This is a genomic window from Streptomyces sp. NPDC003327, from assembly GCF_053589515.1.
Window position 1 is genome coordinate 73262 of the sequence record NZ_JBSFSA010000020.1, and the last position, 23405, is coordinate 96666.

A 23405-nucleotide genomic window follows, 5' to 3' on the forward strand; every position below is an offset into this window, starting at 1 on the left:
CCGCCCGTGAACCACGTCGACGCGCACGGCTTCCCGGGCGGGCGAGCCCCTGCCCCGGGCGGCTCGGAGGCGGGGCGGCCCGGCTCGCCCGCCGCGGCGGCCGGCCCCTCCGACGACCGCTCCGGGACGTCCGGGACGTCCGGGACGCCGGTCCCGGGCGCACCCGGTGGGGGCGCCGGCCGCCCTTCCACCGGCCGCCCTTCCGCTGACCGCCCCTCTACGGACAGCCCTTCAGCCGGCCGCCCCTCCGCCGGCCGCCCTTCCGCCGGCCGCCCTTCCGTCGACCGCCCCTCCACAGACCTGCGCACCGAGCTCGCCCGGGCCCGATCGGCGCTGCGCCCCGGGCCCGACACCGCCGCGGGGCCCGCCGGGCCGGAGTGGCCGGGGCCGTCGTGGCCCCTCCCGCGCGCCCGGCGCGGTGAGCTCGACCTGCGGGGCCTGCTGCGGCTCTCCCTCGCCGCCTCCGACCGCTCCGGACGGCTGCGGCCCGCCGCCTCGGCCGGCGCGCTGCACCCCGTCGACACCGAACTCGTGGCGGGCGGCGGCTGCTCCCTGCCGCCCGGCCGCTACGGCTACGACCCGCTGCGCAACCGGGTCCACCGCCTCGGCCGACCGCCCGAGGGCACGCCGCCGGGCGTCACCGTCGAACTGACCGTGACCGCACGACGTACGGCCTCCCACTACGGACACCGCGCCAGGCCGTTGCTGCTGCTCGACACCGGGCACGCCGCCGCGGCGCTGTTCCTCGCGGCCCGCGCGCTCGGAGCGGCCGAGCCCGAGGTCCGGCTCGACGGCCACGCGGAGCGCCCGCTCGCCACCGTACGCGTACGGCCACCCGACCCGTCCGCCCCGGCCCCCGACGGCCCGCCACCCGGCCCCGCCGGCCGCGCGACCGGCTCCCCTCTGCCCGAACCCGTTCCCACCCCGGGGGAGTTGCTCGCACGGCGCAGTGATCCGCCGCCGCTGGGCGGGGCCCTCGCCGACGACGCGCTGCTCGCCGTTCTCGCCACCGCCGCACGGGCGGGGGGCGGCGACCTGCGCTGGTGCGCCGCCGTCGGGGCGCCGGGGGCCGGGCTCGTCGAGGCGGGGCCCGACGGCACGACACTGCGCCGCTGCGCGACGGGCGAGGCCAGGCCCACGCTCGCCGCCTGGGCGGCCGGCCAGGCGTGGATCGCGGACGCGGGCGCCGTCCTGCTCGCCCGCGGCTGCCCCGCCGACGCCGACGCGCCGCACATCCGCCGCACCCACCTGCGGGCCGGGTTCGCCGTCCAGCTCGCCCACCTCACCGCCCGGCGCCACGGCCTGGCCGCCCGGCCCGTCGGCTCCTGGCAGCGGGCGGACCTCGGCGCCGCCCTCGGCGCCCCACCCGGCCAGGACTGGATCGTCCACGGACTGGCCCTCGGCACCCGCCACGCCGACGAGGAGAACACCACGTGATTGTCCACCCCGAACTGCGCCGCGCCGCCCTGAGCGCGCGGCGCCCCCTGCTCGCCGCCACCCTCCTCCAGGGAGCCGTCACCCTCGCCCATCTGGCGCAGGCGGCCCTCCTGGCCCTGGCCCTCGCCGGTCTGGCCCGCGGCGACACCGGCCGGCTGCCCTGGCTGCTCGCCGCGGTGCTCGGCGTCGTCGCCGCCCGCGCGGCCCTCGGCACCTGGCAGCGGCGCACCGCCGCCCGCGCCGGGGCCGAGGTCCGGGTGGCGCTGCGCGACGAACTCCTCGTCCGCCTCGGGCGCCTCGGCCCCGCCCACCTGACGACCGCGCGCGCCGGAGCCGTACGCACCACCCTCGTCGACGGAGTCGAGGGTGTCGACGCCTACGTCTCCCGCTACCTCCCCCAGCTCCTGGTCACCCTGACCGTGCCGCCCGTGGTGCTCGCGCTGCTCGCCGCGGTGGAACCGGCGGCCCTCCTCGGTCTCGTCCCCGCCCTGCTGCTCGCCCTGATCGGCCCCCGCGCCTGGGACCGCCTCCTCGCCGCGCGCGGCAAGGAACACTGGGACACGTACGAAGGGCTCGGCGCCGACTATCTCGAAGCCCTCCAGGGCATGCCCGCCCTCCGGGCCGCCGGAGCCGTCGGCCGCACCCGCGCGCGCCTGGAGAAGCGCTCGGCGGCCCTGCACCGGGCGACCGTCGCCCAACTCCGCGTCTCCCTGGTCGACACCGGCATCACCGACCTCGCCGTCCAGGGCGGCACCGCCGCCGCCGCGCTCCTCGCCTGCTGGTCGGCCGCCACCGGATCCACCACGGCGACCGGCACCTACCTCGTGCTGCTCCTCGCCTCCGAGTGCTTCCGGCCCGTCCGCGACCTCGCCCGCGAATGGCACGCCGGATACCTCGGCGCCTCCGCCGCGGACGGGATCGCGGCGCTGCGCACCGCCGAACCCGCCGTCCACGACACCGGAACGGCCGCGCCCAGCCGGCGGACGGCGCCCGAACTCCGCTTCGAAGACGTCCACTTCACGTACGACGGCGCGCCGGAGCCCGTCCTCCGCGGCGTCTCCTTCACCGCGCCCGCGGGACGCACCACCGCGATCGTCGGGCCGTCCGGCGCGGGCAAGTCCACCCTGCTCGCCCTGCTCCTGCGCCACCACGACCCGCACGCCGGCCGGATCACCCTCGACGGCCGCCCCACCGGGCAGTACGCGCTCGACGCGCTGCGCCGGGGCATCGCCGTCGTCTCGCAGGACACGTACCTCTTCCACGCCACCATCGCCGACAACCTGCGCACGGCCCGGCCGGACGCCACGGACGACGAGCTGCGGGCCGCCGCACGCGCCGCCGGCGTCCACGACGAGATCACCGCCCTGCCCGACGGCTACGCCACCGTCCTCGGCGAACGCGGCGCCACCCTCTCCGGCGGCCAGCGCCAGCGGCTCGCCCTCGCCCGCGCGCTCCTCGCCGACGCCCCGGTCCTCGTCCTGGACGAGGCGACCAGCTCCGTCGACGAGCGCCGCGAGGCGGACATCGTCCGCGCCCTGCCGCACGCCGCGGGCGGCCGCACCGTCCTGGTGATCGCCCACCGGCTCGCCGCCGTCCGGCACGCCGACCGGATCGTCGTCCTCGACGCGGGCCGGGTGGATGCCGTCGGCGACCACACCCGCCTCGTCGAGGCCGGAGGCGTCTACGCCCGCCTCGTCGAGGCCGGCCGCACCCACCCGGGAGAACTCGCCGCATGAGCAACGCCCCGCACCCGCCCACCGCCGACACGCCCGCCGGGACCGGCACCACGCCCGCCGCGACCGGCACGCCCACCACCGCCGACACGACCACCATGGCCGAAACGCCCCCCACGACGGACACCCCCACCGCCGCCCCCGGGCGAGGAGCCCTGCGCGCCCTGCTCCCCGCCCTGGCCGAGCACCGCGCCCTCACCGCCCGCACCTGCGCCGCCGCACTCCTCGAACAGGGCTCGCTCGTCGCCCTCGTGACCCTGGCAGCGCACACCGTGGGCACGGCCGTCATCGAGACCAGGGCCCCGTCGCCCGTCACCGTCACCGCGCTGGTCGCCCTCGTCCTCGTACGGGCCCTGACGACCTGGCACGAGATGGACCTCTCGCACGACCTGGCCTACCGCGTCCTCGCCGCCCTCCGCGTACGGGTCTTCGACGGACTCGCCCGCAGCGCGCCCGCCCGGATCGCGGGCCGGCGCAGCGGGGACCTCGCCGCCACCGCCATGGCCGACGTCGAGGCGCTGGAGTTCTTCTACGCCCACACCACCGCCCAGCTCCTGGCCGCCGGGACCGTCCTCGCCGGAGGCACGACGCTCCTCGCCGCCGTGGAGCCCTGGCTGCTCGCGGCCGTACTGCCCGCCGCCGTGCTGCTCGCCGCCGCCCCCTTCGCCGAGGCACGCGGCCACACCGCGCGCGGCACCCGCACGCGGGCGTCCCTCGCGCGGCTCTCGGCCGACACCGTGGAGACCGTCGACGGCCTGCGCGAGCTGCTCGCCTTCGGTGCCCTCGACGGGCGCAGGGACCTGCTGGCGCGGCGCGGACGCGAAGTGGGCCGCGCCCAGCGGGCCGAGGCCACCGGAGAGGCCCTCGCCGCCGCGCTCCGCGAACTCCTCATCGTCCTCGCCGTCCTCGGCGTGGTGGCCACCGCGGCGCACTCCGTCACCTCGGGGCGGCTGCACGGGGCCTGGGCCCCGGCCGCGACGGCCCTCGCCCTGGCCGTGCTCGCCCCGGTCGCCGAGTCGGCCCGGTCCCTGAGCCGGGCCGTGGCCCTGCGCGCCGCCGCCTCACGCGTCGGCGCCGCGCTCCGCGCCCCCGCGCCCGCCCCGCCGCCCGCCGCGCCCCGCCCGCTCCCGCCCGGCCCCCTGGGGGTCCGCCTGCACGGGGTGACGTTCGACTACGGCGCCGGCCCCGTCCTGGACGGCGTCGAGCTGACCGTCCGCGCGGGGGAGACGCTCGCCCTGGTCGGCGCCTCGGGTGCCGGGAAGTCGACGTGCGCCCACCTCCTCGCCCGCTTCTGGGACCCGTCCGAGGGCGCGGTCCAGCTTCTCCCCGCCGACGGGACCCCCGTCGACGTGCGCACCCTCGACGACGCCGAACTGCGCCGCGCCGTCGCGCTGGTGGGCCAGGAGACGCCGCTCTTCCACGGCACCCTCGCCGAGAACCTGCGGCTCGCCGCCCCCGACGCCGACGACGACCTCCTCGCCGGGACGGCCCGCCGCTGCGGCGTCGACCGGATCGCCCCCCTGGACTCCCCGGTCGGCGAACGCGGCGCCACCCTCTCGGGAGGCCAGCGCGCCCGCATCGCCCTCGCCCGCGCCCTCCTGGCCCGGCCACGGGTCCTCGTCCTCGACGAGTCCACCGCCCACCTCGACAACACCGGCGACGCCCAACTCGCCGCCGCCCTGCGGGAGGAGGGACGCACCACCCTCGTCATCGCCCACCGTCGCGCCACCATCCGCCGGGCGGACCGCATCGCCGTCCTCGAAGCGGGGCGCATCGTCGAGGAGGGCACCTGGGAGGAGCTGACGGACCGGCCCGACAGCGCCCTCCACCGCAGCCTCGCCGCGCTCCCCGCCTGACGGACGCGCGTCGACCGTCTCCACAACTCCTTTACGTCGTGGCTGATTTGCGGCTGGTTTTGTGGTCGCACCGCGGGAAGGATGTGGCTGCTCTGCGGGCTGTGTCGCAGTTCGTGGCTTGTGTCGTGTATCGGGTGCCGTTCGGCATGTGAAGGGTCGGGGCGAGACGATGACCGGTGGGGTACGGAGACAACGCTGGACGTGGAGAGATCCACGAGCCGTCTGGGCCCGCGGCCGGGGACCGGCACTGCTGCTGGCACTCGCACTGCCGGTGTCGACGGTCTCGGCCAGTGACCTGACGGCGCCGCCGCGCGTGGCACCGGTGGCCGCCGTCGCGCCGGCGCTCGGCGGCTGCGTGCCGGGCACGGCGGCCCGCGCCGAGGACCCGCCCGCCCGGCCGTCCACGGCCTGGGTCACCCCGGGCACCGGCGTCACCAAGCGCGTCGCCCGCGACGGCGCCGCCGTGACCCTCGCGCCGGCCGCCGTGTCCGAACCCACCGAGGTCGGAATCGAGCCGCTCGACGCGAACACCCTGCCCGGCCTCGGCGCCGGCATGGAGAACGTCACCAAGGGGCCGGTCGGCTACCGCTTCACCCCCACCCCGCACACCTTCGATGCGGGCATCACCGTCTCCCTCCCGTACGACGCCGAGGCGCTGAAGCGCGCCGGACAGACCCCCGCCGACGTCAGGACCTTCTACTTCGACGAGGCCGGAAGCTGCTGGCGCGCCCTCGACCGCGTCGCGGTCGACGAGGACAAGCAGCTCGTCGTCTCCCGCACGGACCACTTCACCGACATGGTGAACGCGGTCGTCACCGCCCCCGAGGGCCCCGACCAGGTCTCCTCGAACCCGAACCAGATCCAGAACATCCAGGCCGCCTCCCCGGTCACCGGCGTCAACCAGATCGCGGCCCCCGCCGCCAACTCCCAGGGCGACGCCCGCCTCTCGTACCCGCTCGAACTCCCGCAGGGCCGCGCCGGACTCGCGCCCGCCCTCGCGGTCGACTACGCCTCCTCGGCCGCCGAGGGCTGGCTCGGCACCGGCTGGGACCTCTCCGTCCCGTCCGTCTCCGTCGACACCCGCTGGGGCGTCCCGCGCTACGACGCCGCCCGCGAGACCGAGACGTACCTGCTCGCCGGCGACCAGCTCACGCCCCTGGCCCACCGCGGCGCCCCCGCGCCCCGCGCCACCGGCGACAAGGTCTTCCACGCCCGCGTCGAGAGCGGCTTCCAGCGCATCGTCCGCACCGGCGACTCGCCCTCCACGTACGGCTGGGAGGTCACCGACAAGTCCGGCGTGCGCTACCTCTACGGAGGCGAGGGCGCCACGCTCGCCGACGACGCCGGCAACGTCTTCACCTGGGCCCTGCGCGAGGTCCGCGACCCCCACGGCAACACGGTGCGCTACCGCCACGCCCTCGTGGAGGACACGGGCGTGACAGGCGGCACGGTGAAGGGCCGCGCCCTGTACGTGCAGAAGATCACGTACACCGGGCGCGGGGACACCGACGGCGCCTACTCGGTGACGTTCGTGCGCGACCGCGAGCTGGGCGAGGCCCGGCGGCCCGACGTGACGATCGACGCCCGGGGCGGATTCAAGCGCGTCACCGCGGACCTGCTCCGCCGGATCGAGGTCCGCTTCCGGGACCGGCCCGTCCGCGCCTACGAACTCGCCTACACCACCGGCGCGTTCAACAAGACGCTGCTCGCCTCGATCGCGCACATCGACGCGGACGGCAAGGAGTTCAACCGGCACGCCTTCGAGTACTTCGACGACATCCGCGACGCCAAGGGCGCCTACGACGCCTTCGCCCGGGTCGACTGGACCTCCCCGGACGACGACGTCCGCAACGGCGCCGTCAACACCGTCAAGCCCGGCGCCGGTGAGGCGGGCGCCCTGCACGGCAACACCTCCAAGAGCATCGGCGGCCACCTGTACGTCGGCTACGGCGCCAAGCCCTCCAAGAACGGCTCCGTCGGCGTCAAGGCCGGCTACAGCCGCTCCGGCGACGAGGGACTCCTCTCCCTCGTGGACGTCGACGGCGACGGCCTGCCCGACAAGGTGTTCAAGGACGGCGGCGGCTTCGTCTTCCGCAAGAACCTCTCCCGGCCGGGCGGCGAACCGCGCTTCGCCGACACCACCACCCCGCTCCGCAACCTCCCCGGCATCCTCAGCGAGTCCGCGAACTCCCTCACCGTCGGCATCGAGGGCTACTTCGGCGTGGCGGCGCAGCTCGACTACGTCGACACCGTCTCCACCACCCGCCGCTACTTCAGCGACGTCAACGCCGACGGAGTCGTCGACCTGGTCGACGGCTCCTCCGTCCGCTTCGGCCGCGTCCACACCGACGGCACCGTCGAGTACGGCCCCGCCTCGCAGACCCCGGTGCCCATCGGCGCCGGCCAGGTCGACACCGACGGCCTGCTGCCCGACTACACGGCCGAGCGCGAGCGGCGCATCGACTCCTCACCGCTGGTCGACACCCTGCGGCGGTGGACGGCCCCGTACGACGGCACCGTCCGCGTCACCGGCGCCGTGACCCTGCGCGAGACCGGGGAGAAGCCGGAGTTCTCCGAGCCGGACGGCGTGCGCGTCGCCGTGCAGCACGAGGACACCGAACTGTGGTCCCGGCGCATCCAGGCCGGCGACGACACCGCACACACCCCGCAGGGCGTCGACGCGATCGAGGTCAAGCGCGGCCAGCGGCTCTACTTCCGCGTCGGCTCCGTCTTCGACGGCGCCGGGGACGAGGTCGCCTGGGACCCGACGGTCACCTACACCGGGTTCGAGGCCACCGACGCCAACGGCCTGCCGCTGCACGCCTACACCGCCTCGCGGGACTTCACCCTCGCCGGCCGGTCCGGGACCGTCGAGGCACCCGTCGACGGCACCCTCCGGCTGACCGGCGACGTCCACAAGACCGCCGCGACCACCGACGACGTCACCGTCCTCGTCACCCGGGCCGGGACCCCGGTCGTCGAGAAGACCATCGGCGCCGCCGAGACCGGCACCTTCCCGGCCGGCGCCACCCTCCAGGTCACCAAGGGCCAGAAGCTCTCCTGGCGTATCCTCTCCGACTCGCCGATCGACGTCACCGCACTGCGGTGGGCGCCGCTCGCCCGCTACACCGAGGCCGACGGCGTCCCCCCGACGACCGGCGACGACGCCCGGCCCCTCCAGTTCCGGCCCCCGTACGACATCGACACCTACGTGCCGTCCGGCCCGGCCGGCGTCCAGCAGCCGATCACCTCGCCCGGCGGCACCTTCACCGCCACCGCCCGCGTCACGGCGCCCCCGGGCACCACGGGCCGGCTCGTCCTCACCGTCAAGAAGAAGGGCGCGCTCCTCGCCAAGCAGGCCTTCGACATCGGCGACACGCCGTCCGTCCAGGTGACCGCCCCCGCGGGCGAGGCCCTGTACGCCGACATCACCGCCGCCGCACCCGACCTCGCCGCGAAGATCCAGCACGCCGAGGTGGCCGTCAACGACGGCACGCCGCTGCCCGCCACCGTGCACGCCCCCGCCGTCGAGGACGTCTTCGGACGCCTGTACCGCGGCTGGTCGTACATCGGCTACAACGGCAACAGGGACCGCGCCACCCAGCCCGTCCGGCAGGGCGACCTGACCGCGGAGAAGGCCAAGGAGAGCCTGCCCGCCGACGTGGACCCGGAGCGGGACCGCGAGGCCTTCGAGAACGACCCGACGATCACCCCGCCCGACGTCGTGCCCTTCGCCCCCGACAGCGAGCACCAGCGCTGGGGCTCCGGCGAGCACACCTGGGCGACGGCCTCCGTCGCCTCCAGCGCGCGCTTCGGCGGCCAGACCATCGGCCTGCCCACCGCCGCCTCCCTCGCCTCCGCGCACGCCGTTCCCCGCATGTCCCACTCGACGCAGATCTCGCTGACCGGCTCCGTCGGCGGCGGCGTCGGCAGCGTGGGCGGCAGCGTCGCCCTCGGCACGGCACGCGGCGAGCTCGACTACCTCGACATGAACGGCGACGGCTTCCCCGACGTCGTCGGCGCGGGCGGCGTGCAGTACACCGACCCGACCGGCGTGCTCGGCGCCACCCGGGGAGCCGTCCCCGGCGGAGCCGTCCGCTCCTCCGATACCCGCAGCGGCAACGCCAGCGCCGGAAGCGCGGCACGCACCATCGCCACCGGCCGCGGCCAGGCCGCGCCGCCCGGCTGGACCTCCTCCGCCACCTCCTCCGCCGGCAACGACATGCCCCCGCTGGGCATCGGCGGCAACCTCGGCGCCAACCGCGCCGACGCCTCGTACGACCTGATCGACATCAACGGCGACAGCCTCCCCGACCGCGCCCACGAGGACGGCCGCGTCGCCCTCAACCTCGGCTACCGTTTCGCCGCCCCCGAGCCCTGGCCCGGCGGCAGGCTCAACGAGGGCCACGGCTCCACCGCCGGCCTGAACATCGGCTTCAACACCGACTTCTACGGCTTCGGCGGCGGCGCCTCCTTCCAGCAGCAGACCTCCTCCACCAAGAACTCCCTCGCCGACGTCAACGGAGACGGCCGCGTCGACCGCGTCCTCACCGGGAACCCGATCCGGGTCGCGCTCAACACCGGCACCGGCTTCGCCGCGCCCGTCCCCTTCCACGGCTCCCTGAACGGCATCAACGCCGACTCCAACGCCCAGCTCGGCGGCGGCGTCTACTTCACCGTCCCCATCTGCTTCGTCGTCGGCTGCCTGATCATCAATCCGGGCGTCAACGTCTCCACCGGCGCCTCGCGCGCCGAGCAGATGATCCGCGACATCGACGGCGACGGCCTCGCCGACCACCTCGCCTCCGACGCCGACGACGAGCTGGTCGTCGCCGCCAACCGCACCGGCCGCACCAACCTCCTCAAGAACGTGACCCGACCCCTCGGCTCGCGCATCGACCTCACCTACACCCGCGACGGCAACACCTACGACCAGCCCGGCTCCCGCTGGCTCCTGACCGGCACCCGAGTCCACGACGACCTCCCCGGCGACGGCCCCGACGCCCAGGCGTTCTCCTTCTCGTACGAGCGGGGGAAGTTCGACCGGGCCGAGCGCGAGTTCCTCGGCTACGGCACCGTCACCAGCACCCAGCTCGCCGAGGCGGACAAGCCGTACCGGCACACCGTCCGCACGTACGACACCCGCGGCCACGCCACCCGCGGCCTCCTCACCCGCGAAGCCGTCACCGACGCCTCCGGGGCCCTCTTCACGGAGACCGTCAACACCTACACCCTGCGCCCCGTCTTCTCCGGCTCGGTCTTCCCGCAGCTCGCGCGGACCGAGGCGCGCTGGTACGACGGCAAGGGCGGCACCACCCCCGCCAAGACCACCTCGACCGAGATGACCTACGACGACCTCGGCAACCTCGTGCGCAAGGTGGACTTCGGCGAACCCGGCGCCGCCGACGACGTGGAGACCAGAACCGGCTACACCACCTGCGCAGACACCCACATCGTGGGCATCGGACAGTCCGTCGAGGTCCGCGGCGGCGGCCGGCTCATGCGCTCGCGCGACGCCCACGTCGACTGCGCCACCGGCGACGTCACCCGCCACACCGCGCACCTCGCCGACGGCACCGACGCCGTCACCGACCTCGCGTACAACGACGACGGCACGCTCCGCTCGATCACCTCGCCCGAGAACCACCGGGGCCAGCGCTACCAGCGCACCTACGCGTACGACGAGCCGACCGGCACGCAGGCCACCGCCATCGAGGACAGCTTCGGCTACCGCTCCGGCGCCGCGTACGACCTGCGCTTCGGCCTGCAGACCGAGTCCACCGACATCAACGGCCGCACGACCGTGTCGGAGTACGACGCGGTCGGCCGCCTCACCGCCGTCACCGGCCCGCACGACGAGGGAGCGGGACGCCCCACGATCGCCTTCGAGTACCACCCCGAGGCGCCCGTCCCGTACGCGGTCACCCGCCACCTGGACCGGGACGCGGCGGGGACGGTGAAGGACGACACCATCGACACCGTCACCTTCACCGACGGCCTCGGCCGCGTCGTCCAGACGAAGAAGGACGCGACCGTCGGCGGCGCGGACGTCATGACCGTCTCCGGCCACGTCGTCTTCGACGCCCTCGGCCGCACCGCCGAGCAGTACTACCCCGTCACCGAACCCAAGGGCGCCACCGCCACCGTCCTCAACACCACCGTCGACACCGTCCGCCCCACCACCCTCACCCACGACGTCCTCGACCGCGTGCTGCGCACCGGCCTGCCGGACGGCACCTCCACCTCCGTGACGTACGGCTTCGGCGAGGACCGCGCGGGCGCCCCGCGGTTCGCGACCGTCTCCACCGACGCCAAGGGCAACGCGACCACCGTCTACAGCGACGTGCGGGAGCAGCAGACCGCCGTCCGCGAGCCCGGCGCCAAGAGCGGCGACGCGCCGATCTGGACCAGCTACGCCTATGACCCGCTGGGCGAGATCACCCAGGTCGTCGACGACCGGAACAACGTCACCACCTCCGCCTACGACAACCTGGGCCGCCGCACCGTCGTCGACTCCCCGGACGCCGGCCGCACCGTCACCGGCTACGACCCCGCCGGCAACGTCGTCCGGCAGCAGACCGCCAACCTGGCCGCCAAGGACCAGGCCATCACCTACACCTACGACTTCGACCGCGTGACCGAGATCCGCCACCCGGTCTTCACCGGCAACGACGTCCGCTACACCTACGGCGGCCCCGGCGCGGAGCACAACGCCGCCGGCCGGGTCACCAAGATCGAGGACGCGGGCGGCGAGGTGACCCGCCGGTACGGCCCGCTCGGCGAGGTCACCGAGGAGACCCGCACCCTGCCGGGCCCCGGCCCGCACGTCCGCACCTTCACCACCGCCTACCGCTACGACAGCTTCAACCGCATGCTGTCCCTGACGTACCCCGACGGCGAGCGGCTCTCCTACGCCTACGACAGCGGCGGCCAGATCAGCGCCGCCACCGGTACCAAGAACGGCTTCGACTACACCTACGTCCGCTCGCTCACGTACGACAAGTTCGGCGACCGGGCCGCCCTCGAACTCGGCAACGGCACCCGCACCACCTTCACCTACGGGGCGGAGGACCGTCGCATGGCGACCCTCACCTCCACGCTGCCGAGCGGCTCCGCGTTCCAGAACCTCGCCTACGCGTACGACGCCAACGGCAACCTCACCAGCCAGAAGAACGTCACCGGACTCCCGGCCGAGACCCCCAAGCTGGGCGGCCCCACGGAGCAGACCTACACCTACGACAACCGCAACCGGCTGACCGGAGCCGAGGGCTCCTTCCGGTTCATGGCGAACAAGACCGACCGCTACACCTACTCCACCTCGTACGACACGATCGACAACATCACCGCCAAGAACCAGCACCACGGCATCCGGGTGGGCGGCGGCGGCCACGAGCAGGTCCAGAAGAACACCACGTACAGCCAGAGCTACACGTACGCGGCCGGCCGGCCGCACGCCCCCGCCGTCATCGGCCGCGAGACCCTCACCTACGACGCCAACGGCAACCTCGTCGACAGCGTCTCGTCCAGGCCCGGCAACCCGCGCCGCCAGCAGGTCTGGGACGAGGAGAACCGGCTGGCCTGCGTCCACGACACGGCCAAGAACCACGACCAGGCGCAGGACCCGTCCGCCTGCTACCAGCCCGGCAAGCCGCCGTCGGTCCGCTTCCTCTACGACGACCAGGGCAACCGGGTGGTCAAGGACGGGGCGCAGACCACGCTCTACCCGAACCAGTTCTACACGGCGCGCAACCAGACCGAGTTCAAGCACGTGTACGCGGGTGGCACGCGCATCGCCACCAAGACGGCGAAGCCCGGCAACGCCTACGAGAAGGACCAGTTCTTCTTCCACGGCGACCACCTGGGGTCCGCCAACTTCGGCACCGACGGCACCGGGCGCCTCGCCGAGCACCTGGACTACTTCCCCTCCGGCGAGACCTGGGTCGACGAGAACCCCGGCGAGAAGGACCCGTACGGCTTCACCGGCAAGGAGACCGACCAGGAGACCGGCTACACCTACCACGGCGCCCGCTACTACGACCCGCGCGGCGGGATGTGGGAGTCGGCCGACCCGGCACTCGGCGACTACCTGGACGGCGGCGCGAACGCCGGGGTCCACCAGCCGTCGAACCTCCAGCTGTACGGCTACGCCTACCAGAACCCCCTGCGCTACACCGACGACGACGGCCGTCAGCCGGGGGAGCCGTTCAACCTGGGCCGCCACCTGCGCGAGAAGTACACGCTCCACCACGACCAGGCGATCGTGATGGCCGCGACCCAGCTCCAGGCGATGGGCGCGGCCCGGCCCGGAGGCACCTGGCAGGTCACCATGGACCTCCAGTCGGTCAAGGGCGGGGGCGATCCCCGCAACCGGGTCGTCGCCACCGGAGGCCGGGCCGACCTGCTGCTGTGGACGGACTCCACGGTCTACGTCTGGGACGCCAAGAACAAGGGCGGCCCCGCCGAGGACGCCGGCGTCGGCGACGTCCAGTGGTACGTCGCCGGGATCACGGCCCAGCTCAGGGCCCAGGGCGACATGCGCCAGGTCGTCGCGGGCTTCGACATCGTGCCCATGCAGGCCCCCTCGGCGAGCCAGCCGAACACGGTGCTCCAGGTGGAGTCGTCGACGAAGCACCCGGGGAAGGGAGTCATCACCTACTCCGCCTCGCAACGCGTCCCGCAGACGGTCCCGGTCCCCGTGACCGCGCCCCAGCCGCAACGCTCGCGCCTCCAGACGGCGGCGAAGTACGTCGGAGCCGGCGTGCTCATCGTCGGCGCGGGCCTGCTGATCGTCGGCACCCTCGCCGAGGACGTCGCCACGGGAGGCGCCGGAATCGCCGACGACCCGGCCTCCTTCGGGGCCGCCGCCGCCATGGCGAGGACGGGGTGGGCGCTCGTCCCGTAGGGGACCGGTTTGCGTAGGAGGGCGGGTGCCGCCGCACCGCACGGTGCGGCGGCACCCGCCTTTCGGTTCGCGTTCCGCCGCGGCGTTCTCGTCTGCGACCTCCGGCTCGGCGGCCACGGCGAGTTCGGCTCCGACCTCTTGACGCTCCCCGCGGGGCCTCCCTACTGTCACCGCCAGAGTTTCGAACGCAGACCGAAATCTCGAACATCGGGGAGTCAACTGCCATGCGGATCACGGGAATCACCACGCACGTCGTCGGTACGCCGTGGCGCAACCTCACCTACGTGCTGGTCCACACCGACGAGGGGCTGACGGGGGTCGGTGAGACCCGGATGCTGGGTCACACCGACGCGTTGCTCGGCTATCTCCGCGAGGCGGAGGTCAACCACATCGCCGGCTCCGACCCGTTCGCGGTCGAGGACCTCGTACGGCGCATGAAGTACGGGGACTTCGGCCGGGCCGGGGAGATCGTGATGTCGGGCATCGCGGTCGTGGAGACGGCCTGCTGGGACATCAAGGGCAAGGCGCTCGGCGTGCCGGTCTGGCAGCTGCTCGGCGGCCGCGTGACCGACCGGGTGAAGGCGTACGCGAACGGCTGGTACACCACCGAACGCACCCCCGAGGCCTACCACAAGGCCGCGCGGGGCGTGGTCGAGCGCGGTTACCGGGCCCTGAAGATCGACCCCTTCGGCAACGGCCACTACGACCTCGACCCCGAGCGGAGCCGCTACGCGGTCTCCCTCGTCGAGGCGGTCCGGGACGCCGTCGGGCCCGACACCGAACTGATGCTGGAGATGCACGGCCGCTTCTCGCCCGCGACCGCGGTGCGCCTGGCCCGTGACCTCGCGCCGTTCCGGCCGGCCTGGCTGGAGGAGCCGGTGCCGCCGGAGAACCTCAAGGCCCTGAAGAAGGTGGCCGACAAGGTGGACCTGCCGATCGCGACCGGCGAGCGGATCCACGACCGGATCGAGTTCCGCGAGCTCTTCGAGGACCAGTCGGCGGACATCATCCAGCCCGACCTCGGCCACATCGGCGGGATCTGGGAGACCCGGAAGCTCGCCGCCACCGCCGAGACCCACTACGTCGCGGTCGCCCCGCACAACGTCGGCGGCTCCGTCCTCACCGCGGCCTCGCTCCAGGTGGGCTTCGCCACGCCCAACTTCAAGATCCTGGAGCACTTCAACGACTTCGCCGACGCCGAGATCAAGCAGGTCGTCAAGGGCGCCCCGCAGGTCGACCCGGAGACCGGCTGTTTCCACCTCTCCGAACTTCCCGGCCTCGGCGTCGAACTCGACGTGGACGCGGCGGCGGAGTTCCCGCAGCAGCAGGCCCGCTTCGACCTGTGGTCCGAGGGCTGGGAGCGGCGCAGGCCCCAGGGCCGCCGCTGACCGGCGCGCCGGGCCCCGGCCCGCCTCGTCCCGTCCCGGCGCGAACCCGGCCCGTCCTGGCCCGCCACCGGCCCGTCCCGGTCGAGGGCGACCCCTATCCGCGATGCCGAACCATGTCCGTTATATCGAACACGAAGGACAGTCCGTGACCGACGTCTCCGCCCCGCCCGACCGCCGCCCCGGCGAGCGCGCCCTCGCCGCGCTCGGCCTGGGCACTCCCGCCCTCTCCCCGGCCGACGCCTCCCCGCACTCCTTCCCCGGCGGCGGCCGCTGGCGCACCGAGATCCCGTCCTGCGAGGGCCCCGAGGCGCTGGCCGTGGTCCTTGCGGAGGCCGAGCGGCTCGACGTGCCCGTGCACCGGATCAGCCAGGGCAGCGGCGTGTGGATGCTGACCGACGCCGAGATCGCCGAGATGGTCGCCGCCACCACCGAACGCGCCGTCGAACTCTGTCTGTTCACTGGCCCGCGCGGCACCTGGGACACCGGGGCCTCCGCGCGCACCGACTCCGGCGGGGCCGGGCCCCGGGCGCGCGGCCACGACGCCCTCGCCGGGTGCGTCGAGGACGCCGTCCGGGCCACCGAGCTGGGCGTGAAGTGCCTGCTCGTCGCCGACGAGGGCGTGCTGTGGACGCTGCACCGGGCGCGCCTCACCGGCATCCTGCCGGCGGACACCACCCTCAAGGTGTCCGCGCTGATCGGTCCGGTCAACCCCGCCTCGTACGCCGTGTACGAGGGGCTCGGCGCCGACTCCGTCAACGTGCCCAGCGACCTGACGCTCGACCACCTCACCGGCATCCGGCGGGTCTCCGCCGCCCCCATGGACATGTACATCGAGGCCCCCGACGACCTCGGCGGCTATGTGCGGATGTACGAGGTCGCCGAACTGATCCGGCGCGGCGCACCGCTCTACCTGAAGTTCGGCCTCTCCAGGGCGCCCGGGATCTATCCGTACGGCACCCATCTGCGGACCCTCGCCCTGGACACCGCCCGGGAGCGGGTGCGGCGCGGCCGCCTCGCCCTGGACCTGCTCGCCCGGCACGGCGCGGACGGCGCGATGGCGCCGCTCGGCTCGCGGCTGCCGGGGCCCCTGCACCGTTTCGCTCTCAACGACGAGAAGAACGAGGACCGATGACCATGCGCACCCGCAGAGCCGCCGTGACCGGCGCCCTGGCCGTGACGGCCGCCCTCGCCCTGACCCTGTCCGCCTGCGGGCAGAAAGCCGAGGGCGGCAGCGAGGATTCCGCCGGCGGCCCCGAGGGCGCCGTCGTCGGCATCGCCATGCCGACCAAGTCCTCCGAGCGGTGGATCGCCGACGGCGACAACGTCGTCAAGAACCTGGAGGCCAAGGGGTACGAGACGAAGCTGGTCTTCGGCGAGGACGACCCCGACCAGCAGGTCGCCCAGATCGAGAACCTGATCACCCAGGGCGTGAAGGCCCTCGTCGTCGCCGCGATCGACAACAAGTCCCTGAACAACGTCCTCCAGCAGGCCGCCGACGCGGACATCCCCGTCATCGCCTACGACCGGCTGATCCTCGGCTCGCCGAACGTCGACTACTACGCCTCCTTCGACAACACCAAGGTCGGCGAGCTCCAGGCCACGTACATCGTCGAGAAGCTCGGCCTGAAGGACGGCTCGAAGAAGGGCCCGTTCAGCATCGAGCTGTTCGCTGGCTCCAACGACGACAACAACACCCGGTACTTCTTCAACGGCGCCATGAGCGTGCTGCAGCCGTACATCGACAAGAAGCAGCTGGTCGTCAGGTCCGGCCAGACCGCGCTCAACCAGGTCACCACCCTGCGCTGGGACGGCGGCCAGGCGCAGCGGCGGATGGACGACATCCTCACCTCCACGTACAAGACCGGGCGGGTCGACGCGGTGCTCTCGCCGTACGACGGCATCTCCATCGGCATCCTCTCCGCGCTCAAGTCCGACGACTACGGCTCGAAGGCCAAGCCGCTGCCGGTGGTCACCGGCCAGGACGCCGAACTGGCCTCGGTGAAGTCGATCATCGCCGGCGAGCAGACGCAGACCGTCTACAAGGACACCCGTGAGCTGGCGAAGATCGCCGCGAACATGGTCGACGGGGTGCTCCACGGCAAGAAGCCCGAGGTCAACGACGAGAAGACGTACGACAACGGCAGCAAGGTCGTCCCCGCCTACCTGCTCCAGCCGGTGAGCGTGGACCGGTCCAACTACGAGCAGGTCCTGGTCGGCGGCGGCTACTACACCGCCGCGGACCTGAAGTAGCGGGAGGACGGCCATGACGGAACCCGTCCTGGAGATGCGCGCGATCGGCAAGACCTTCCCCGGGGTCCGGGCGCTGTCGGACGTCACGCTGACGGTCCGCCGGGGCGAGGTCCACGCCCTCTGCGGGGAGAACGGCGCCGGCAAGTCGACCCTGATGAAGGTCCTCTCCGGCGTCCATCCGCACGGCAGTTACGAGGGGGAGATCCTCCTCGAGGGAGCGTCCTGCCGCTTCCGGGACATCCGGGCGAGCGAGCGGCACGGCATCGTGATCATCCACCAGGAGCTCGCCCTGGTGCCGTACCTGTCCATCGCCGAGAACATCTTCCTCGGCAACGAACGGGCGACGCGCGGGATCGTCAGCTGGGACGCGACGCTGAAGGAGGCGGCCCGGCTGATGCGCCGGGTCGGCCTCGACGAGCACCCGCAGACCCGCGTCGCGGACATCGGCGTCGGCAAGCAGCAGCTCGTCGAGATCGCCAAGGCGCTGTCGAAGGAGGTGAGACTGCTCGTCCTCGACGAGCCGACGGCCGCGCTCAACGACGAGGACAGCGCACAACTCCTGCGTCTCATGCTGGAGTTGAAGGAGCAGGGAATCACCTCGATCATCATCTCGCACAAGCTGGGCGAGATCCGGCGGGTCGCCGACCGGGTCACCATCCTGCGCGACGGCCGGACCGTCGAGACCCTCGACGTGGCCGACCCGGCCACCACCGAGGACCGGATCATCAGCGGGATGATCGGCCGGGACCTCGACCACCGCTTCCCCGACCGCACTCCCTACCCGGGCGACCCCGGCACCGCGCCCGCCCTCGAGATCCGCGACTGGACCGTGCACCACCCGATCGACCAGCAGCGCAAGGTCGTCGACGGCGTCTCGCTCTCCGTCCGGCGCGGCGAGATCGTCGGCATCGCGGGCCTCATGGGCGCCGGCCGCACCGAACTCGCGATGAGCGTCTTCGGCCGCTCGTACGGACGGTACGGCGGCGGCACGGTCCTCAAAGACGGCACGGCGATCCGCACCCGCACCGTCCCGGAGGCGGTCGCGCACGGCATCGCGTACGTCACCGAGGACCGCAAGCACTACGGCCTCAACCTCATCGACACCATCGGACGGAACATCTCGCTCGGCGCCCTGCACCGGGTGGCCCGGCGCGGGGTCGTCGACGCCCACGAGGAGCGCCGGGTCGCCGAGGGGTTCCGCAGCTCCATGAACATCAAGGCGCCCACGGTCTTCGAACCGGTGGGCCGGCTCTCCGGCGGCAACCAGCAGAAGGTCGTCCTCAGCAAGTGGATCTTCGCGGGCCCCGACGTGCTGATCCTCGACGAGCCCACCCGGGGCATCGACGTCGGCGCCAAGTACGAGATCTACACGGTGATCGACCGGCTCGCCGCCGAGGGCAAGGCCGTCGTCGTCATCTCCTCCGAACTGCCCGAACTGCTCGGCCTGTGCGACCGGATCTACACCATGGCCGCCGGCCGGCTCACCGGCGAGGTGCCCCGCGCGGAGGCGACGCAGGACGTGCTGATGCGCCACATGACCAAGGAGGACACGAGATGACCCGGGAAGACACGAGGGAGAACGACCATGAGCACTGACGTCGCGGCCGAGAAGCCGGCGTCCCGGCCGGCCGGAGACCCCGTCCGCCCGCTGCTCGACGGCCTGCGCCGCAACATGCGCCAGTACGGCATGCTCATCGCCCTCGGCGCCATCGTGGCGCTGTTCGCGGTGTGGACCGGCGGCGACCTGCTGCTGCCGCGCAACGTGTCCAACCTGGTGCTCCAGAACAGCTACATCCTGATCCTCGCCATCGGCATGATGATCGTCATCGTGGCCGGGCACATCGACCTGTCGGTCGGCTCGATCACCGCCTTCGTCGGCGGCGTCGGAGCCGTGCTCATGGTCCAGCACGACCTGCCCTGGCCGGTCGCGGCACTGCTCTGCCTGGCCATCGGCGCCGTCGCGGGCGCCGCCCAGGGATATCTGATCGCCTACGCCGGCATGCCCTCGTTCATCGTCACCCTCGCCGGCATGCTGGTCTTCCGCGGCCTCACCGAGGTATTCCTCCAGGGCCAGACCCTCGGCCCGTTCCCCGAGGGGCTCCAGCAGCTCGCCAACGGCTTCCTCCCCGAGGTCGGCCCCGCCACCAACTACCACAACCTCACCCTGCTGCTCGGCCTCCTGCTGATCGCCTGCGTCATCCAGCAAGAGGTACGGGCCCGCAAGCGCCAGCTGGCGTACGCGCTCGACGTGCCGCCGGCCGCCCTCTTCGCGGTGCGACTGGCCGCGCTCACCGCCTCGATCGTGATCTTCACGCTGCTGCTCGCCAGCTACAAGGGCGCGCCGGTGGTGCTGCTGGTCCTGGCGGCGCTCCTGGTCGGCTTCGGCTACCTCATGCGCAACGCCGTCATCGGCCGCCACGTGTACGCGATCGGCGGCAACCTGCCCGCGGCCAAGCTGTCCGGCGTACGGGACCGGAAGGTCACCTTCCTGGTCTTCCTCAACATGGGCATGCTCGCGGCGCTCGCCGGACTGGTCTTCGCCGCCCGCTTCAACGCGGCCTCCCCTAAGGCCGGCCTCAACTTCGAACTGGAGGCCATCGCCGCCGCGTTCATCGGCGGCGCGTCCATGAGCGGCGGCGTCGGCACCGTACTCGGCGCGATCATCGGCGGCCTGGTGCTCGGCGTCCTCAACAACGGCATGAACCTCGTCGGCATCGGCACCGACTGGCAGCAGGTCATCAAGGGCCTGGTGCTGCTCCTCGCCGTCGGCTTCGACGTGTGGAACAAGCGGCGGGTCGGCGCCTGAGCGGTGCCGCCCGGACCGGGGCCCGCCCTCAGCCCGCGAACGCCGGCTGGGGCAGGCCCCGTCCCGCGTCCGGGACCACCAGCAGGGAGCCGGACAGCGGGTGCGGGGCGGTCGGGCCGACCCGGGCGGTGGTGACGTACAGATCGGTCAGGCCCGGCCCGCCGAACGCGCAGGCCGTGGGCCGCCGTACGGGCAGCGTCAGCGTCCGGTCGAGCGCGCCGGACGGCGTGTAGCGGCGCACCGCCCCGCCGTCCCACAGCGCCACCCACACACAGCCGTCGGCGTCGACGGCCAGCCCGTCGGGAAAGCCCGCGCCCTGCTCGACGACGGCCAGCGGCCGGCGGCCGGCCGGCTCCCCGGTCCGGGGATCGACGTCGAAGACGTCGATCCGGCGGGTCGGCGAGTCGATGTAGTACATCCGCCGCCCGTCGGGGCTCCAGCCGGTGCCGTTGCTGACGGCGACGTCGTCCAGCACCGTGCGCACGGCGCCGTCGGGCGCCACCCGCGACAGCGTGCCGCCGCCCGGCGCCTCGTCGTACCGCATGGTGCCCGCCCACAGCGACCCGTCGGGGGCGACGGCGGCGTCGTTGCCACGGCGCCCCGGCACGGGGGCCCGGTGCAGCCACCGGAAGGCCCCCCGCGCGTCGTACAGACCGACCCCGTCCCGGAGGTTGACGACGAGGCCGCCGCCCGCCCGCGGCTTGGCGGCGCCCACGTGCTGCTCGGTGGCGAGGACGGTGCGGCGGCCGGTGGTGGGGTCGTACGTGTGGACGCGGGAGCCGAGGACGTCGACCCAGACCAGCCGCCCGGACACCGGGTCCCAGGTGGGCCCCTCGCCGAGCTCCGCGGACTCCCGCACCGCCACCTCGATCACGCGGGGCTCCGGTGCCCGAGCCGCGCGGACAGCTCCGCGGCGCCCTTGACGGCCAGCTCCGCCAGCTCCGCGCGGCGCGCCTCGCTCCAGCGGATCGTCGGCACCGAGACCGACAGGGCGGCCACCACCCGGCCCGAACGGTCGCGGACCGGCGCGGCCACGCAGGAGACGTCCGGGTTCGACTCCCGGTTCTCCGTCGCGACGCCCCGCCGCCGCGCCTCCGCGAGAGCGGCGCGCAGGACCGCCGGGTCGGTGACGCTGTCCGGCGTCATCGCGACGAGTTCAGCCCCGTCGGGGATCCGGTCCGCCAACTCGTCCTCGGGCAGCGAGGCGAGCAGCATCTTGCCGACGGACGTGCAGTGCGCCGGCAGACGACGTCCGGCGGCGGACACCATGCGCACGGCGTGCGTGGAGTCCACCTTGGCGATGTAGATCACGTCCGTCCCCTCCAGGACGGCCACGTGGACGGTCTCGCCGCAGCTCTCGGCGACCGCCCTGGCCACCCGCTGCCCCTCGGCGGCCAGGTCCAGCTGCTCCGCGTACCGGCTGCCGAGCTGGTACGTACGGACACCGAGCCGGTACCGCCCGGGCTGCTCCGGAACCGGCACCAGGTACGAGCGGGCGACCAGCGTGGTCAGCAGCTCGTGCACGCTGGTGCGCGGCAACTGGAGGCGGCGCACGATCTCGGGGGCCGAGAGCGTCCCGCTTCCGTCGAGGAACAGCTCCAGGACGTCCAGGGCACGGGTCACGGCAGGCACGAGACGTCCCAAGGCCGCCCCCTTCCGTCGTGTTCGAGATGTCAGCCGCCGGTCGGCGGGACGAACGGCGATGACAGGCTACTGACCTGTGCCGTCCCTGTCATGAGGTTCTCGAACACCGCCGGTGCCGGGGCGGCCGCTGCCGCCCCGGCGCGGTGGGCGCAAAACCGTTTGAGCTTCGACGGTGGGACCGGCAGGATCGCCGGGTACCGATGAGTTCTTCCCGGCGCCGAGGTCTGCGTGTGTGTGACCCGCCACCCGCGGAGGACACTCACCCCACGGAAGGCGCCATGCACGCACCCCACGCGACACCCACCGTCCCACCCGCCCGCGTCACCGCCGTGCTGCGGATCCTCGTGCTGTCCACGTTCGTCGTGCTCCTCAACGAGACGATCATGGTCAACGCGATCCCGCGGCTCATGCGCGAGTTCGAGGTCACCGCGGCCGCCGCGGGCTGGCTCTCCACGGCCTTCATGCTCACCATGGCCGTCGTCATCCCCGTGACGGGGTGGTTCCTCCAGCGCGTGACGACCCGCACCGCCTTCGGCCTCGCCATGGCGCTGTTCCTCGTCGGCACCGCCCTGGCCGCGGCCGCGCCCGCCTTCCCCGTCCTGCTGGCCGCGCGCGTCATCCAGGCAGGCGGAACCGCCGTCATGATGCCGCTGCTCATGACGACGCTGATGACGCTCGTGCCCCCGCACGACCGCGGGCGCGTCATGGGCAACATCACCCTCGTCATCTCCGTCGCGCCCGCCCTCGGCCCCGCCGTCTCCGGCGTGCTGCTGCAACTCGGCTCCTGGCGCCTGCTGTTCCTCGCCGTGCTCCCCATCGCCGCGGCCATGGCCGTCTTCGGCCACCGCAAGCTGGTGAACATCGGCGAGCCGCAGGCCGGCCCCATCGACTGGGTCTCCGTTCCCCTCGCGGCGGCGGGCTTCGGCGCGCTGGTCTACGGCCTGAGCGAGCTCGGCGCGGGCGAGGCGAGCCAGGCACCCCTGCCGCCGGCCGCCATCTCCGTGGCCGGCGCGGTCATGGTGGGCCTCTTCGTCTGGCGTCAGCTGGCCCTCCAGCGCTCCTCCACGCCGCTGCTCGACCTGCGCACGCTGACGTTCCGTCACTTCTCCGTCGCGCTCGGCCTGATGTGCCTCTCCTTCATGGCCCTCATGGGCGCGTTCATCCTCCTGCCGATCTACCTCCAGGAAGTCCTGTCCCTCTCCTCGCTGGAGACCGGACTGCTCCTCATTCCCGGCGGCCTGACCATGGGCCTCCTCGGACCGCAGGTCGGCAAGCTCTACGACAAGCTCGGCGCGCCGTGGCTCGTGGTGCCCGGAGCCGTCCTCACGGCGCTGTGCCTCGCCCTCTTCGCCCTCACCGGCGAGGAGACCTCGCCGTGGCTGGTGCTGG

12 protein-coding genes are annotated in these 23405 nt (G+C 73.5%); 10 read left to right on the forward strand and 2 right to left on the reverse strand.

Going from position 1 to position 23405, the window contains the following annotated elements:
- Window positions 1-6 precede the first annotated feature (6 nt).
- From ACWDVG_RS17850 to mmsB, 9 genes are all read left to right on the forward strand, one after another.
- The gene (locus tag ACWDVG_RS17850; protein ID WP_451700168.1) at window positions 7-1437 is read left to right on the forward strand and encodes a SagB/ThcOx family dehydrogenase; all 1431 of its coding nucleotides are present in this window, start codon (window positions 7-9) and stop codon (window positions 1435-1437) included.
- Window positions 1434-3173: an ABC transporter ATP-binding protein/permease gene (locus ACWDVG_RS17855; RefSeq protein WP_451700169.1), complete on the forward strand. Its 1740-nt coding sequence runs from the start codon at window positions 1434-1436 to the stop codon at window positions 3171-3173. The genes ACWDVG_RS17850 and ACWDVG_RS17855 overlap by 4 nt, the downstream gene beginning before the upstream one ends.
- Window positions 3174-3268: 95 nt before the next feature.
- On the forward strand, window positions 3269-5026 hold the full coding sequence (locus tag ACWDVG_RS17860) for an ABC transporter ATP-binding protein (protein WP_451700183.1): 1758 nt from the start codon (window positions 3269-3271) through the stop codon (window positions 5024-5026).
- 271 nt (window positions 5027-5297) lie between these two features.
- The gene (locus tag ACWDVG_RS17865) at window positions 5298-13928 is read left to right on the forward strand and encodes a SpvB/TcaC N-terminal domain-containing protein (RefSeq protein WP_451700170.1); all 8631 of its coding nucleotides are present in this window, start codon (window positions 5298-5300) and stop codon (window positions 13926-13928) included.
- Between the two features lie 224 nt (window positions 13929-14152).
- Window positions 14153-15316: a mandelate racemase/muconate lactonizing enzyme family protein gene (locus ACWDVG_RS17870; RefSeq protein ID WP_451700172.1), complete on the forward strand. Its 1164-nt coding sequence runs from the start codon at window positions 14153-14155 to the stop codon at window positions 15314-15316.
- 145 nt (window positions 15317-15461) lie between these two features.
- Complete coding sequence (locus tag ACWDVG_RS17875; protein WP_451700173.1) at window positions 15462-16448, forward strand: hypothetical protein; 987 nt, start codon at window positions 15462-15464, stop codon at window positions 16446-16448.
- A gap of 2 nt (window positions 16449-16450) precedes the next feature.
- Window positions 16451-17566, forward strand: coding sequence for a multiple monosaccharide ABC transporter substrate-binding protein (gene chvE / locus ACWDVG_RS17880; protein ID WP_451700174.1), 1116 nt, complete (start codon window positions 16451-16453; stop codon window positions 17564-17566).
- Between the two features lie 13 nt (window positions 17567-17579).
- Window positions 17580-19124, forward strand: coding sequence for a multiple monosaccharide ABC transporter ATP-binding protein (gene mmsA / locus ACWDVG_RS17885; RefSeq protein ID WP_451700175.1), 1545 nt, complete (start codon window positions 17580-17582; stop codon window positions 19122-19124).
- A gap of 27 nt (window positions 19125-19151) precedes the next feature.
- Window positions 19152-20372, forward strand: coding sequence for a multiple monosaccharide ABC transporter permease (gene mmsB, locus ACWDVG_RS17890; RefSeq protein ID WP_451700176.1), 1221 nt, complete (start codon window positions 19152-19154; stop codon window positions 20370-20372).
- Window positions 20373-20400: 28 nt separating this feature from the next.
- On the opposite strand, the gene ACWDVG_RS17895 is transcribed toward mmsB, so the two are convergent.
- Both ACWDVG_RS17895 and ACWDVG_RS17900 read right to left on the reverse strand, forming a co-directional pair.
- Window positions 20401-21246 (reverse strand): SMP-30/gluconolactonase/LRE family protein, encoded by an 846-nt coding sequence (locus ACWDVG_RS17895; RefSeq protein WP_451700177.1) that lies wholly within the window; start codon window positions 21244-21246, stop codon window positions 20401-20403.
- Window positions 21243-22016 carry an IclR family transcriptional regulator gene (locus ACWDVG_RS17900; protein ID WP_451700178.1) on the reverse strand — a complete coding sequence of 258 codons (774 nt, stop codon included), beginning with the start codon at window positions 22014-22016 and terminating at the stop codon, window positions 21243-21245. The genes ACWDVG_RS17895 and ACWDVG_RS17900 overlap by 4 nt, the downstream gene beginning before the upstream one ends.
- A 278-nt stretch (window positions 22017-22294) precedes the next feature.
- On the opposite strand from ACWDVG_RS17900, the gene ACWDVG_RS17905 reads away from it, so the two are divergent.
- On the forward strand, window positions 22295-23405 hold a 1111-nt coding region (locus ACWDVG_RS17905; RefSeq protein WP_451700179.1), incomplete at its 3' end, for an MFS transporter.

Excerpts from the sequence above, each read along its gene's own strand:
- ACWDVG_RS17860 (WP_451700183.1), top strand. The coding sequence starts at position 3,269 with ATGGCCGAAACGCCCCCCACGACGGACACCCCCACCGCCGCCCCCGGG.
- ACWDVG_RS17870 (WP_451700172.1), top strand. The coding sequence starts at position 14,153 with ATGCGGATCACGGGAATCACCACGCACGTCGTCGGTACGCCGTGGCGC.
- chvE (WP_451700174.1), top strand. The coding sequence starts at position 16,451 with ATGCGCACCCGCAGAGCCGCCGTGACCGGCGCCCTGGCCGTGACGGCC.
- mmsA (WP_451700175.1), top strand. The coding sequence starts at position 17,580 with ATGACGGAACCCGTCCTGGAGATGCGCGCGATCGGCAAGACCTTCCCC.
- mmsB (WP_451700176.1), top strand. The coding sequence starts at position 19,152 with ATGAGCACTGACGTCGCGGCCGAGAAGCCGGCGTCCCGGCCGGCCGGA.